This window comes from Candidatus Egerieousia sp. (assembly GCF_056211015.1).
On the sequence record NZ_JBAELF010000101.1, the window covers coordinates 1 to 15,462 of the forward strand.

A 15,462-nucleotide genomic window follows, 5' to 3' on the forward strand; every position below is an offset into this window, starting at 1 on the left:
CTCAGGAACAATCCTCCTGCACAGATAGCCGGAAAGCCAGTTGTGAAAGTCATTGATTATTACAATACTGAGGCAACCGGTCTTCCAAAGTCCAATGTCCTGAGATTCTTTGCCGCCGATGGAAGCGTTGTAACGGTACGCCCTTCAGGCACGGAGCCTAAAATCAAATTCTATTTTGGTGCAACAGGCAGCAACGCAACTGAATGCATTGCCGCTATGAGGGAACAATTCAGCAAATTCTAGTATTCCATGAAGTTTTACAAAGGTCTTTTATCGCTTGCAGTTTGTGTGATGGTTGTTTCAAGTGTCGGGAGCGCTTCCGCTTCGGGTCTCAGGGAGAGGGAGAAGGAATTCGAGTTCCGTAATCCGCAGGATTATGCGGAGCATATTGAAAAGCTGATGTCTTCAATGACAGCCAGGGAGAAGTTCGCACAGCTTATGATAGTGGTTATGAAGGTTGAGGATGTGAAACCATCGTCAGTGAAAAAACTGAATCATCTTGTCTCAAAAGAGAGGGTGGGGGGAATCATTCTTGATGATGATCCTGCCGGTCCTTCGCTTGCAAGGCTGAATGAGCTTCAGAGGAAGGTTGCTCTCCCTAACAGGAGAAACAGCGGTCTGCCTCTGCTCATCACAACCGATGGCGAATGGGGCCTTTCAATGAGATATCCTGAATATCCGTTCTATCCGCGTCAGATGCAGCTCGGCGCCCTCATAAGCGATGAACTGGTTTATGAAATGGGCAAGGCTGTGGGACGTGAATGCAGGGAAACCAATGTGCTGGTTAATTACGCTCCTGACATTGATATTAACATAAATGCGGAGAATCCTGTGATAAATACACGTTCCTTCGGTCAGGACAAGGAGAAAGTGTCTCAATGGGGCATAGCTTACATGAGGGGAATGCAGGATGCCGGAATCCTTACCTGTGCCAAGCATTTCCCGGGCCACGGCGATACCAACGTGGATTCGCATAAAGGACTGCCGGTGCTGGAGTTCGACAGCAAAAGACTTGACGAAATGGAACTGTATCCTTTCAAACGCCTGTGTGCTGAGGGGGTTGATATGGTTATGATAGGACATCTGAGTGTGCCTTCGCTCGATGAAAGCGGAACGCCTGCATCAATTTCATATCCCATAATCACAGGTCTGCTTAAAGAAAAGATGGGCTACAATGGCATAGTAATCACCGATGCGCTTGGTATGGACGGCATAGCCGAAGACAGGAAGCCGGACGAAGTATGCCTGGCGTCATACAGCGCCGGAGCCGACATACTTCTTATGCCCGACGATCCTGTAAAGGCGCTCGACCTGCTCGTGAAAGAACTCAACCGCGGGAATCTTTCATTGGATGAACTTGATGCTCGCGTGCGCAAAGTGCTGGAACTCAAGGCCAAACTGGGAATGTTCGATAAGGATTACACACCGTTCGTTGATATTGAAGCCATAAAGGAACATTACCAGAGACCTGAGCATCTGGCTCTTATCCAGAGAATTGCGGACAGGAGCGTGACCGTTGTAAGCAATGCCGGAATGCTTCCTTTCAAGGAGCCTGCCCACCATCCTCTTGCAGTACAGGACAAGAACCCCGGGAAGGCACCAAATAAACTGGCGTACCTTGGCTTTGGAGCAGGAACGGTTTCAAAGGAGGATTTTTCAAGGAACGTGTTCGGAAGCGAACTGATGAAATACACGGACATAGATACTTTCTACATATCCAAGGATGCCAGTCTGGAAGAACTTGACTCGCTGAAACAGAGACTTATGGAGTACAAGGCTGTAATTCTTGGCGTGCATTATACGGAGAATCTTCCACAGAGGAACTATGGTATAGATCCCGAAAAACTGGCTTTCTTCTCGGCCTGGGCTTTGGAACAGAATATGGCGGTTGCCTATTTCGGCAATCCCTACGCAATTGACAGAATGCCGGGATTCAATAATTTCAAAGCATTTATTGTTGCGTATTCCAATGCACCAAGCAATCAGATAGCTGTTGCAAAGATCATGTTCGGAGCCATTGCCCCGCAGGGTGTCCTGCCGGTTGATGCCGGCAGCTTCAAGGCAGGTTACAAGGCTCTTGTAAATCCTTGGTTCGAGTGATATCGGCTCTCAAGACATACATCCCTTTCTACAGGAGAAACCTTTCTCTTGCGGTGCCTATTATCATTTCGCAGCTCGGGCAGACCATAACCAACATTGTTGATACAATAATGATAGGTCATGTTGGTCTCCGCGAGTTTGCGGGAGCTTCGTTTGCCATCTTCGTATATCTGATTCCTTTCTTCTTCCTGATTTCATTCTGCTGCGGAATCACCCCGTTCATAGGGAATTCGGTTGGAGAAGGCAGTCCGCGCAAGGCTGCTTCGTTCTTTGCAAAGGGAATAGTGATAAACAGCATACTGTCCGTTGTTCTGGTTATCCTCTGTTATGCCGTGATGCCTTTCTTCCCATACATGGGACAGGATCCCGGCATACTGCCATTCTCAAGGGCATATTATTGGGTGATAGTGCTTTCCATTCCACCGACTGCACTGTTCTTCACTTTCAAGTCTTTCTCCGAGGCTCTGGGCAATACGCGTATTCCCATGTATGTTACTATTGGAATAAATGTCCTCAACATATTCCTTAACTGGTGCATGATTTACGGGCATTGCGGCTTTGAAGCCATGGGAGTTGCAGGCGCCGCCTGGGCCACCCTTATAAGCCGGGTTGCCGGAGCTGCCGCCCTGTGGATCATCTTCATTAGCAGAAAGGAATATTCTCCTGTAATGGTTTACCTCTCCAAGTGCGCAAGAAAACGTTTTTCCACAGCGATGGTCAGTGAAAGGATAAGCGGAGCGGAAATTGCGGACGGCGCAAGGGACGTTATTTCCAAATCCGCCGGAATAGGTTTCCATGGATTGCTGGAAGGAGTGGTTTTCAGTGTGAGCGCTTTCATAAGCGGTTGGTTCGGGCGAACGGCCATTGCCGCTTACAACATTGCAGACCAGATGAGCACTGCCACATATATGATAGCAATGGGAGTCGGTCAGGCTTCAACCATAAGAGTGTCCACCTGGGTTGGTGAGGGCAAGTTCGAACATATCCGCAAGGCCGGCTTCGCCGCCCTGCACCTGGCGCTTTTCTTCATGGTGTGCTGCGGCATAGTTTTCATAATATTCAGGAAAGCCATACCATACATTTTCGTGTCGGAACCGCACGCCGCAGCGCTGGCGGCCGATCTGATTGTCCTTGTTTCTGCATATCAGGTCTTTGATGCCACGCAGCTGTCCGGTATATGTGCCCTCAGGGGATTGAAGGATGTCAAGATACCATTGTTCTGCTCTTTCATATCGTACTACATAATTGGAATGCCCTGTGCGTATATCCTTGCCGTTCAGGCCCAGATGGGCCCCCGGGGTGTGATTATAGGCCTTATGGCAGGACTGGCAGCAGCCGGTGTCCTTTTCATAAGCCGCTTCCTGAAACTCACCAGAAATTATTGACCAGTGGAGAATGAATTGCTGAATGAACAGGAGTGCAGTTTCGTGCTTGAGAACTCAAGGGCGGATGTGAATGCCTTGCGCCTGAAGCGTTGCCCTTCAAGGCTGGTCAATGCCATTGAGGCCCGTTCCAGGATTGAAAGGAAACTGCCTCTGTGGTACGAGCATCCTGAACTTCTTTATCCTTCAATGCTCAGCGTCCAGCAATGCAGCAGCCAGGCCACAGCCTCCTATAAACGTATGCTTGTGCAAGGTCTCTTCCCCTGCGGATGCGGCGGCTTGCGGGCTGCGGATCTGACCGGGGGAATGGGTGTGGATTCGCTGTTCCTGAGTTCATTATGCCGTTCATTCCTTTACGTTGAGCGCAATACAGAGCTTTATGAATCCGCCCGCGAAAATTTCAAGGTGCTGGTTCCGGCATTGAATAAGGGCGCTGCGCCGTTGATTGAATTCCGCAATTGCGAAATTGCAGCGGATAATCTGGATGAACTTATGGGTGAAACTCACTACGATTTCATATTCGTTGATCCGGCCAGAAGAAGCGCATCCGACAGTTCAAAGAAACTGGTGGTACTGAGCGAATACACGCCCGACATTCTCACAATGAAGGAAAAACTGCTCGGCAAATGCTCGTATCTGCTTGTTAAGGTGAGCCCTATGGCGGATATCAGCCAGCTTCTGCGCGAATTGCCGGAAACTGTTCAGATTCATGTTGTGAGTGTTGACAATGACTGCAAGGAACTGCTGATGCTGCTCAATGGAAACAATTCGGATATCCGGACAGATGTTGAGGTATTTGCCGCGAACTTGTCAACTATGAATTTTGAAACAGGCAAAAGCGGATTGAATCAAAGGTATGAGGCTCAGGTTTTTGAATTTCCGCTTGGACAGAGATGCTCTGCGAATCTTGCCGATTGCCGGCAATTGCTCAACGGACATTACCGCTTTCTCTTCGAGCCCGGCAAATCTGTTCTGAAGAGCGGTGCGGCAGCCCTTCAGGCCTCACAATTCGGCCTGCTGCAACTTGCTTCTTCAAGCTATCTGTTTGTAAGTGAAGAGGGTTTGAAGCCGGCGGATGTCAGTGACCATCGCCGTGCAGAAGGAGAATATCAGGGCAGGCGGTACAGGATTCTGGAGGTGATTCCATTCTCCAGAAAGTCCTTGAAGGAGGCTTTCAGAAAATATCCGGATGCAGGAGTCACCGCGCGCAACTTCCCTATGAGTACGAATGCACTTGTGGCGGCAACGGGAACCAGGGAGTCCGCCGCTGAGCATATCTTCTTCACAACGCTCTCAAATGGCTCCAAAGTGATGATTGTGGCAGAAAAATAGTGGTTTTTCAATTGTTTTTATTAATTTTGTTTGGTATATGTCCTTATTGGCATAAAATGGAAATAACAAACAAATCAATTAATAAAAGCATTATGAAAATCAAATTTTTGGCACTGACAATCGCTGCATGCGCAATGATTTCAGGTGCATGGGCGCAGGATGCTGCAAAGAAGGATGAGAACAAGAAGGAGGGCTATCAGTTCACAACAGTGAAAGCCAATCCGGTAACCCGCGTGAAGAACCAGGCAAGTACAGGTACCTGCTGGTGCTTCTCAACCATCTCTTTCATTGAAAGCGAATGTATCAGAAAAGGTCTGGCAGACACCACGCTCGATCTTTCCGAAATGTTCGTTGTTTCCAAGGCCTATTCAGACAAGGCCGTGAAGTATGTAAGGACAGACGGTCATATCAACTTTGCACAGGGCTCCGACTTCGGCGATGTCTTTGAGGTCATTGATGCTTACGGTATTTGCCCTAACTCGGAGATGCCAGGCTTGAACTACGGTTCAGACAGGCATTCGCACAGCGAGCTCAGCTCAGTTCTCAGAGCATACGTTGATGCCATAGTAAGGGCTTCTTCAAGGAAACTTTCCACAGCATGGCACAGAGGATTCGAGGCTGTTGAGGCGGCTTACCTCGGTGAAATTCCAACTTCTTTCACTGTCGATGGCAAGAAATACACTCCTAAGGAGTATGCAGCCAAACTTGATATCAAGAGCAGTGATTATGTAGGACTCACTTCTTTCACACATCATCCGTTCTATACCTGGTTTGCAATGGAAGTTGCCGACAACTGGAGAAACACCCCTTCATACAACCTTCCTTTAGACGAATTCATGCAGATTATGGAGGATGTGGTAATGAACGGTTACACAATCGCCTGGGGTTCCGATGTTTCTGAAGCAGGCTTCACAAGAAACGGTATTGCTGTAGTGGCGGACGTGAAGGCCAACGAGGCAGGCTCCGACGAGGCAAGATGGATTGGCGTTGATCCAAAGGCAAAGGCAGCGGCTCTGAACAATCTCAACGCTCCGGGTCCTGAGCTGAACGTAACACAGGAAATGAGGCAGGAAGGTCTGGACCGCAAGGAGACAACAGATGACCACGGCATGCATATATATGGTATCGCAAAGGATCAGAACGGTAACAAGTACTTCATGGTGAAGAACTCATGGGGAACTTCAAGCAAGTACAAAGGAAACTGGTATGCAAGCTTCCCGTTCGTGAAATACAAGACCATGAACATCGTTGTTCCTAAGGCAGCCCTTTCAAAGGAGCTCAGAAAGAAAATGGGTATCAACTAATTCAAGCTTCAGGATATGAAAAGAACATTTTTTGTTGCATTGTTCCTCTGCATGATTTCATGCAGCCTCCATGCACAGTACAAATATGAGTTCACCGATGTAAAGCGCAATCCCGCAACATCAGTGAAGAATCAGGCCGCTACGGGAACCTGCTGGTGCTTTGGAACAACTTCTTTCATTGAGAGCGAAGTCATAAGACTCAGCGGTGGAAAGATTGGTCCTGAGGATATTGACCTTTCAGAGATGTACACCGTAAGATGCAATTACATTGAGAGAACAAAGGACAACTATCTCAGAAACGGCAAGGGCAATGTGGGTCCTGGAAGCATCACACACATGGCCATTAACATAATGAAGAAATACGGTTGTGTTCCGGAGGAGGTTTATCACGGCATCTGCTATCATTCTCCTAACGGACTACACAATCACGGCAATCTTTCAAAATGGATAAAGGAAATCAGCGCGCTTGCAGTTGAGAAGCACGAGGGTTATCCTGAGAAGATTTACAATGCGCTTCTTGATACCTATCTTGGTGAGTATCCTGCAAACTTCACGTACAAGGGAAAGAAATACACTCCAAAGACCTACTTCGAGAGCTTGAAAATCAATCTCGATGACTATGTGGAGATTACAAGCTTCACCCATCATCCTTTCTATGAGAGAATACCTCTTGAGATTCCTGACAACTGGGATCATCAGCTTATGTACAATCTTCCATTGGACGAGTTCATGGCAGTCATTGACAACGCAATCAATATGGGAAGCACAGTTGCCTGGGACGGTGACCTCACAGACACAGGATATGATTTCTACAAGGAGATTTCGCTGAATACAAGCTTCGACCTCAAGCATACCGCACAGATTGAGAAAAGAATCGTTGAGGACAAGGTGACACAGGAGAACCGCCAGTACAGATTCGAGACATTCCAGCTCGTTGACGACCATATCGAGCATATTGTTGGTATTGCAAAGGATCAGGAAGGCGTCAAATACTACATTACAAAGAACTCCTGGGGCGCTGGCAAGACTTCAAGCCAGTACAACGCCCGCAACGACAGCGGATATCACTACATGTCGGAGGAATATGTCAAGGGCAACACAATATGCTACGTGGTTCACAAGAACTGCATTCCTAAGGCGATACGTGCGAAACTCGGTATCAAATAATTGAACGGATATGAAAAAATCTTTGATTATAACACTGGCTCTGTGCCTTTTTGCAGGCTCGGCTTTTGCTCAGTATGAGTACAAGTTCACCGACGTTAAACGCAATCCTGCCACTCCGGTCAAGGATCAGGGTTCATCAGGTACCTGCTGGTGCTTTGGAACCACCTCTTTCTTTGAGAGTGAAATCATGAGAAAGGGCGGTCCTGCACTTGACCTTTCAGAGATGTTCACCGTAAGGTGGAACTACATGGAGAGAACATACGACAACTATCTCCGTCACGGTAAAGGCCGCGTAAGCACAGGCAGCATTCCTCATATGGTTATAAATATCTGGAAGAAATATGGTTGCGTGCCTGAGAACGTCTATCCGGGAATGAGCTATGTTTCTCCAACCGGACGCCATTATCACGAGAATCTTACAAAATGGATGAAGGAACTGAGCAATCTTGCAGTTGAGAAGGAAGCAGGATATCCTGCAAATGTTTTTGCTGCTGCACTTGACTCATATCTTGGCGATATTCCTGAAAAATTCACTTACAACGGCAAGGAATACACCCCAATGACTTTCTTCAAGAGCCTTGGTCTAAACCTTGACGATTATGTGGAGCTTACAAGCTTCTCACATCATCCTTTCTATCAGCAGATTCCTGTTGAGGTACCTGACAACTGGGACCACAAGCTGCTTTACAACCTTCCATTGGACGAATTCATGGCTGTCATTGACAATGCTATAAACATGGGTTCTTCTGTTTCATGGGACGGTGACCTTTCCAACAACGGATATGATTTCAGCAAGAGCATTGCATTGAACACTGATTTCGATATCAAGCATTCTGAAACCATTCCTGCCAGATGCAAGGAGATAAAGGTTACTCAGGAGAACCGCCAGTACAGATTCGTGACATTCGATCTTGAGGATGACCATATCGAGCATATTGTTGGTATAGCAAAGGACCAGGAAGGTGTGAAATACTACATTACAAAGAATTCCTGGGGCTTGCGCCGCAATTCAGACGGATACCATTACATGTCTGAGGAGTACGTGAAGGCCAACACAATCTGCTACCTTGTACACAAGGACTGCATACCAAAGGATATCCGCAAGAAACTCGGTCTGTGATCAGATTTGAAATAGAATACCATACAGTCTGGGGAGAAAATCTCGTTCTGGAAATGCCGGAGCGGGATTTTCCCATGAATTACGGGCCTGGCGGATTATGGTCCGTTGAGATTGATGTGCCCTTGCTCAAGGGGCTGAGACCTCTGAACTACCGATACAAGGTGGTTAAGGATGGTATTCTCAGCAGAGTTGAGTGGCGCTGGCATGAATTCCGAGCTGTTGAAAGTTCGCTGCTCCGCGATTCGTGGATTGAAAAGCCTTCCGGAAGCAATGTCTTCCAGAACGAGCACGGTTTCAAAGCGTTTGACAAGCAAGGCTACAGAGGAGCGGGTGTTGCTGTTCCGCTCTTTTCATTGAGAAGCGTTGATGGCTTTGGAACAGGTGAATTCCCTGATTTGAAGTTGCTTGCGGCCTGGGCTTCAGGCTGTGGAATGAGTATCATTCAGCTTCTGCCGCTTAATGATACAACACAGAGCGGAACCAGGGATGATTCCTCGCCCTATAATGCAGTCTCGGCATTCGCACTCCATCCGCAGTTCATAAATATACCTCAGGCCTGGAGCTTCTGCAGTTCCTGTACGGCATCTGCAGGAAACTTCGAAGATACAGGCTGGTCCGGGGAATATGCCGGACAGCAGATAGAGCTGAATGAACTGTCGCAGGTGGATTATGAAAAAGTGAATGGGGCAAAGATAAAGTTCCTGAAAAGGATTTATGCTGCCATGGGGGAAAGGGTGCTTGGAACGGAGAGCTATCGCAAGTTCTTTGAAGACAATGAGTCCTGGCTCTTGCCTTATGCCGTTTTCTGTTCATTGAGGGATGCCTGTGGTACCGCTGATTTCAACAGATGGGAGTCCTTGTCACGGTACAGTTCAGCTAAAGCGGCAAAGTACGCCAAGGCGAACAAGACCTCTGTGGATTTTCATTGCTTTGTGCAGTATATTGCACATCTGCAGTTCAAGGAAGCTGTGGAATATGCTCATTCAAAGGGCGTTGCCATTAAAGGCGATCTGCCAATAGGAGTGAGCCGGTGCAGCGTGGATGCCTGGTGTCATCCTGAACTTTTCAATATGGACTCGCAGTGCGGTGCTCCGCCCGATGACTTCTCTCTGGAAGGCCAGAACTGGAACTTCCCTACATACAACTGGGAGGCTATGGCAAAGGACAATTATGCCTGGTGGAAGGCCCGCCTGAGAAAAATGTCGGAGTATTTCGACGCTTTCCGCATAGACCACATACTTGGCTTTTTCCGCATCTGGGAGATACCTGCTTGCGAATCCAGCGCCTTGAAAGGCCATTTCAGCCCGGCTCTGCCTTTTTCCACCAGGGAGCTTTCAGATATCATCACCCCTTTCTACAGCGATGGCCTTACAAAACGGAATGCCGCTGCATCCTTCAGGACTCTTTTGAAGGAGCTGTTCGTTAAGGATCCCCACAGGAGGGGCTTCTGGCATCCTCGCATTGCTTTGCAGCGATGTGAAACATTCGAATCCTTGAGCGAAGGCCTCAGGAAACGTTTGAAGGAGCTTTACAACGATTATTTCTACAGACGGCACAATGATTTCTGGAAATATCAGGCCTTGCTCAAACTGCCTGAATTGATATATTCCAGCGGAATGCTGGCTTGCGGGGAGGACCTGGGCATGCTGGCCGATTCCGTGCCGCAGGTCATGAAGCAGTTGAATCTGCTTTCCCTGGAGGTACAGCGTATGCCAAAGACCGCGTTCAGGGAATTTGACAGGCCTTGTGAATATCCTTATCTGAGTGTCTGCACCACTTCCACCCACGATATGCCGCCGTTGCGCCTGTGGTGGGCGGAACTGGCTCCTGAAAAGCGGGAGCGCTATCTGCATGGACTTCTTCTGGCCGATGAACCGGTTTGCAGTGGTGTCATTGCCGATAAGGATTGCAGCTCTGAACTTTGCAAAAGAATAGTTGCGCAGCATCTTGCATCTCCTTCAATGCTTTGCATACTTCCGCTGCAGGACTGGTTTTCAATTGATGAACGGATCCGTGCTGCCGATCCGTACAAAGAAAGAATCAATGATCCCGCAGATTCAGGCAATTGCTGGTGCTACCGAATGCACATTGCTCTGGAAAATATCCTTTCACATAAAGACTTTACAGAAAAGATACTTGAACTGTTAAGTGATATTAAGCCAAATATGCAGATTATCAGTTAGTTGATAATCTATATATGCCATTTTGGCATTATACTCCGCTTTGGCAGTCCTTTTGATTGAATCCATTGCGCTGCGTTGTTGAGAGCATTTCCCAAAGAGGAAAACGATTGGCAACAGGCATAACAGAATATAAACAGGAGGACAGTGATATGAATGGAAATTATTCAAACAATGGAAACGGACAGGAGAGCGCTCTGAGCAGGTTTGCAATTGATTTGAACCAGAGGGCCCAGCAGGGCAAGCTCGATCCTGTGATAGGCAGGGATGAAGAGATAAGGAGGGTGCTCCAGATATTGAGCAGGAGAACAAAGAACAATCCTATTCTCGTTGGAGAACCCGGCGTTGGAAAAACAGCCATAGCAGAGGGCCTGGCACAGAGAATAGTGAACGGTGATGTTGCCCAGAACCTCAAGGACAAGAAGGTTTACAGCCTTGATATGGGTGCGCTCATAGCAGGCGCTAAGTATCAGGGAGAGTTTGAGGAACGCTTGAAAGGCGTTGTGAGCGAGGTTGTGGCCAGCAACGGTGACATTATCCTTTACATAGATGAGATTCATACTCTGGTTGGCGCAGGCAAGACCAGCGGAGCAATGGATGCCGCAAACATACTGAAACCTGCTCTGGCAAGGGGCGAGCTCAGGACTGTTGGCGCAACAACACTTGATGAGTACCAGAAATACTTTGAGCAGGACAAGGCTCTGGAGAGGCGTTTCCAGATGGTTATGGTTGATGAGCCCAGCGTGGCGGAGAGCATCTCCATACTCAGGGGGCTCAAGGAGAAATATGAGAACCATCACAAAGTGAAAATCACCGACGATGCAATAATAGCCGCCGTTGATTTGAGCCACAGGTACATTACCAACAGATTCCTCCCTGACAAGGCGATAGACCTCATTGATGAGAGCGCTTCAAAACTGAGGCTGGAAATGAATTCGGTCCCTGAACCTATTGATGAACTCAACAGGAAAATCAAGCAGCTGGAGATTGAGAAGGAAGCAATCAAACGTGAGGGCAAAAGTCCTAAACTCGATGAAATCTCAGCGCAGCTTGAAAGTCTGAGAACGGAGAAAACCAAGCTTGACGAGCAATGGGCAGGGGAGAAGAAGCTACTTGATACTGTCCAGAAATCAAGACAGGAGATCGATGCTCTCAAGATTCAGGCCGATGCGGCCGAAAGAGCCGGTGAATACGGCAAGGTTGCAGAAATAAGGTACGGCAAGATAGCCAAGCTTCAGCAGTCGATAGATGAAGTTACCGCACAGATTGCAAAGAACCCTAATCCGCTCATCAACGAGGAGGTCAATCCTGAGGATATTGCAGAGGTGGTTGCAAAATGGACAGGCATTCCGGTAAAGCGTATGCTCAGCAGCGAGCGCGAGAAACTGCTTCATCTAGAAGAGGAGCTACACAAAAGGGTTGTTGGCCAGGACGAAGCCATCGCTGCAGTCAGTGATGCTGTAAGACGCTCAAGGGCAGGTCTGCAGAACGAAAAGAGGCCTCTTGGCTCGTTCCTTTTCCTTGGAACAACAGGCGTGGGAAAGACAGAACTGGCAAAGGCTCTGGCGGAGTTCCTGTTCAATGATGAGAACATGATCACCCGAATTGATATGAGCGAGTATCAGGAGAGTTTTGCCGCCACAAGGCTCGTGGGAGCGCCTCCGGGATACGTAGGTTACGATGAGGGAGGACAGCTTACAGAAGCCGTAAGACGCAAACCTTATTCAGTAGTTCTTTTCGACGAAATAGAAAAGGCTCATCCCGATGTGTTCAACGTGCTTCTCCAGCTGCTTGACGATGGAAGGCTCACCGACGGCAAGGGCCGCACCGTGAACTTCAAGAATACGATTCTCATTATGACCAGCAACCTCGGAAGCGACATAATCGCCCGTGAGGAAAACGGCTGGAGGGAGAAGGTGAGCGAACTGCTCAAACGCAGCATGAGACCCGAGTTCCTGAACCGTATAGATGAAACCATCATATTCAGCAAGCTCGGCAGTGAGGACATAAGGAGAATACTTGAACTCCAGCTTAACGGAATCAAGGAAATGCTGGCAGAGAAGAACATTATCCTTCACCTCGATGGCAAGGCAATGGAATATCTCAGTTCAAAGGGCTTCTACCCTGATTTCGGAGCCAGGCCAATCAAGCGCCTCCTCCAGAAGGAACTTGTGAACCATCTGGCATCCATGCTCATCTCCGGCCAGCTCACCAGCGGCAGCACGGTTGAAGTCTCTGCCACTGGCGATGGCCTCAGCTTCGCCTGATTCCACAATTTGATAGAATATTTGCAATCATTTTGCAATCAATTGACATCATTGTGAAAAATGATTACTATATTTGCATTTGAAAAACCATGTAAATTATGTCACAAGTTGCAATGACTGTCCGTATGGACTCAGATCTTAAGAATTCATTCGATGCTCTTTGCTCGCAGTTCGGGCTAAGTGCGAATGCAGCTATGAATGTATTTGCCAGAGCTGTTGTACAGAGAGGCAAGATACCATTCGAGGTCATATCTGACAGAATCGCCGCAGCTGAGCAAGCCCAGACTGCCATTGACAAGTACTTTGCCAGCAATCAGTTAGGTATCGCCGATATAGAGAACATCCTTAACGAGCATTTGAGAACTCCTTATTCCCATGCACAGAAATAGTATGAGAACAATTGTTCTTGATACCAATTGCCTGTTGGCGGTATTGCCGTCAATGAGCCCGTATCATAGAGTATGGACTGATATCTTAACGGGTGAGGTCTGTCTCTGTGTTTCTAACGAAGTGGTAGAAGAATACGAGGAAATACTTGGCAACAAAACAAACCCTCAAGTGGCAAAAGCTGTTGTCAATGCCATTCTTGCAGTGCCGCAACTAAAGAAAGTCGAACCTGCATTCTTCTATCACCTGATTACGGCGGACCCCGATGATAACAAATTCGTGGACTGTGCCATTTGTGGCAATGCGGAGCTTCTGGTTACAAATGATGCGCATTTCGATGTCCTGAAAGATATTAAATTCCCTAAAGTTGAAATCATAAAACTTCAGGAATATATGAAGCTTGGATAGCCAGCGGCAGCATGGTTGAAGTTTCTTCCACATCAGCTTTCTGGGAATTAATGAGTGATATGCCGGGAAAATCGTAAATTTGCACTTATAGCAAGCAAATTATGCAATCCTTCGCCGCCATCGATTTTGAAACTGCCAATGAATGCCCAACCAGCGTCTGCTCGGTGGGTGTTGTCATTGTTCGAGACGGTGAGATTGTTGACAAGTTCTATTCGATGATACACCCTGAGCCCGAGTATTACAAATGGTTCTGTCAGCAGGTCCACGGATTATGCGAAGCCGATACTGATGATGCACCGGTATTTCCGTATGTCTGGGAGAAGATTGCACCAAGAATCGAAGGATTGCCGCTTGTTGCCCATAATGCAAGGTTCGATGAAGAATGCCAGAAGGCCGTGTTCAAGGTCTATCAGATGAATTACCCGGATTATCGGTTCTATGATACTTTGTCCGCTTCGAGACGTCATTTTGGCTGTTCCTTGCCGAATCATCAGTTGCAGACCGTGGCCGCCGCCTGTGGATATGCCCTTACCAATCACCATCACGCACTGGCCGATGCCGAAGCTTGTGCAGCCATTGCTCTCCAGATTCTGTAGATAATATTCTAAGCGGTCAAGTTACGCCCGGCAGAGGATAAGCACATCAGCACAATATAGCCCGTATCGTATCGGAACATATTTTGTCAAGACTTTCTATGTCATCCAATGAAAATACCGCTGTGCACTACATTTGCGTGCACAGCGGTAAAAATTGTAGAGCATTGTCTAATATGAATCAGTTTATGTTGACCGATTTAAGCAGTGACTGATCCTGCCAGTAATCTATTACTCCTCTGTGTTGAAGTCTTCCGACTATTACCGCAGGATGAGTCCCATACTTAATAGCAGTGCGCTTGATATTTTCAACTGAATAATCTCGCGAATCAATTATGCTCTGCTCTTCGCTTTGCGATAACATTAAGTTTGAGGCGAATTTATCTGCTTCTTGTTCTTTCAAAATGTCTTGGTCGAAACAACCTGCCTTCTCAAGGAAAATATCCTTTTTTCCATGAAGTAAAATATGGCCTATTTCATGGAAAAAATTAAACCAGAAAATATCATATCGCTTGTATCTGTTGGAGAGTTGTATTATTGGGACATCTTTAATCCAGCGTGTCGCGCCACTAATCGGGGCTTTTGGAAGACACTCAGTAGAAACCAGTTTGATGCCGCAATCCGCACACAACTGCTGCAAAACTGAATAAAAATCAGTCGTGTCATCTACCATGAGTTGCTTCATCCGAGGCAACATAGATTTTAACAATCTGTCGTTATATGGAACATCCAAGTTTAAGTTGGATGCTTGAATCTCTCCTCTGCGCAGCCAAGAAGACATTGCGTGTGGATCTTTTGCATGCACTAAAGAAATTCTGAAAGCCACTTTCAACTCTTGATTGATATAATAGTCGTTCCATGCCTTTTCTGTGCTAATCGCAAAAAAAGAAAACAATGAATAAACTTTTTCTTCAATACTAGTTGCTGACTGAATCCAGCCACGTTTAATCATTTCGGCAACAGGGAACTTTCTCATCCAATCAGCAGAGGCTGCCGCAGCAGCCTCGCGGTTTTTTCTCTCTACATACTCATCATATGACTGCTGTTTACGAAGCCAAAATGATGCTGGGATTTGTGTCACATTCTCAAATGAGACGGCCATTTCAGTGGTGATTGAACTTTTCCCACCGATAACTGCAATGATTGTCTTTTCCGGCTTTGACGTCCTAACGGCAAACTACTTGATGCTCATGCCCATTTCTGACAACTTTTCAGACAAGGT

At 47.3% G+C, this 15,462-nt stretch carries 11 protein-coding genes and 2 pseudogenes; 12 read left to right on the forward strand and 1 reads right to left on the reverse strand.

Translation table 11 applies throughout. From position 1 onward, the window contains the following. From AC06L3_RS07180 to AC06L3_RS07235, 12 genes and pseudogenes are all read left to right on the forward strand, one after another. Window positions 1–243, forward strand: a pseudogene (locus AC06L3_RS07180) (phospho-sugar mutase); the annotation flags it as partial. 6 nt (window positions 244–249) lie between these two features. Further along, window positions 250–2,100, forward strand: a complete 1,851-nt coding sequence (locus AC06L3_RS07185) for a glycoside hydrolase family 3 protein (protein WP_475669938.1) — start codon at window positions 250–252, stop codon at window positions 2,098–2,100. After that, window positions 2,097–3,485 carry an MATE family efflux transporter gene (locus tag AC06L3_RS07190; RefSeq protein WP_475669939.1) on the forward strand — a complete coding sequence of 463 codons (1,389 nt, stop codon included), beginning with the start codon at window positions 2,097–2,099 and terminating at the stop codon, window positions 3,483–3,485. The genes AC06L3_RS07185 and AC06L3_RS07190 overlap by 4 nt, the downstream gene beginning before the upstream one ends. Before the next feature lie 3 nt (window positions 3,486–3,488). Beyond that, on the forward strand, window positions 3,489–4,814 hold the full coding sequence (locus AC06L3_RS07195) for a THUMP-like domain-containing protein (protein ID WP_475669940.1): 1,326 nt from the start codon (window positions 3,489–3,491) through the stop codon (window positions 4,812–4,814). 92 nt (window positions 4,815–4,906) lie between these two features. Next, window positions 4,907–6,118, forward strand: coding sequence for a C1 family peptidase (locus AC06L3_RS07200; RefSeq protein WP_475669941.1), 1,212 nt, complete (start codon window positions 4,907–4,909; stop codon window positions 6,116–6,118). 15 nt (window positions 6,119–6,133) lie between these two features. Further along, window positions 6,134–7,285 (forward strand): C1 family peptidase, encoded by a 1,152-nt coding sequence (locus AC06L3_RS07205; protein ID WP_475669942.1) that lies wholly within the window; start codon window positions 6,134–6,136, stop codon window positions 7,283–7,285. Window positions 7,286–7,295: 10 nt separating this feature from the next. After that, window positions 7,296–8,405: a C1 family peptidase gene (locus tag AC06L3_RS07210; RefSeq protein WP_475669943.1), complete on the forward strand. Its 1,110-nt coding sequence runs from the start codon at window positions 7,296–7,298 to the stop codon at window positions 8,403–8,405. Beyond that, complete coding sequence (locus AC06L3_RS07215) at window positions 8,402–10,588, forward strand: 4-alpha-glucanotransferase (RefSeq protein WP_475669944.1); 2,187 nt, start codon at window positions 8,402–8,404, stop codon at window positions 10,586–10,588. Before AC06L3_RS07210 ends, AC06L3_RS07215 begins: the two co-directional genes overlap by 4 nt. A gap of 74 nt (window positions 10,589–10,662) precedes the next feature. After that, window positions 10,663–12,852 (forward strand): annotated as a pseudogene (locus AC06L3_RS07220) (ATP-dependent Clp protease ATP-binding subunit); the annotation flags it as partial. Window positions 12,853–12,950: 98 nt separating this feature from the next. Further along, complete coding sequence (locus tag AC06L3_RS07225) at window positions 12,951–13,241, forward strand: type II toxin-antitoxin system RelB/DinJ family antitoxin (RefSeq protein ID WP_475669945.1); 291 nt, start codon at window positions 12,951–12,953, stop codon at window positions 13,239–13,241. Between the two features lies 1 nt (window position 13,242). Further along, window positions 13,243–13,647 carry a putative toxin-antitoxin system toxin component, PIN family gene (locus AC06L3_RS07230; RefSeq protein WP_475669946.1) on the forward strand — a complete coding sequence of 135 codons (405 nt, stop codon included), beginning with the start codon at window positions 13,243–13,245 and terminating at the stop codon, window positions 13,645–13,647. 101 nt (window positions 13,648–13,748) lie between these two features. After that, window positions 13,749–14,243 (forward strand): 3'-5' exoribonuclease domain-containing protein, encoded by a 495-nt coding sequence (locus tag AC06L3_RS07235; protein ID WP_475669947.1) that lies wholly within the window; start codon window positions 13,749–13,751, stop codon window positions 14,241–14,243. A 178-nt stretch (window positions 14,244–14,421) separates the two neighbouring features. On the opposite strand, the gene AC06L3_RS07240 is transcribed toward AC06L3_RS07235, so the two are convergent. Further along, a complete protein-coding gene (locus tag AC06L3_RS07240; protein ID WP_475669948.1) occupies window positions 14,422–15,342 on the reverse strand; it encodes an ImmA/IrrE family metallo-endopeptidase in 921 nt (306 codons plus the stop codon). Between the last annotated feature and the right edge of the window lie 120 nt (window positions 15,343–15,462).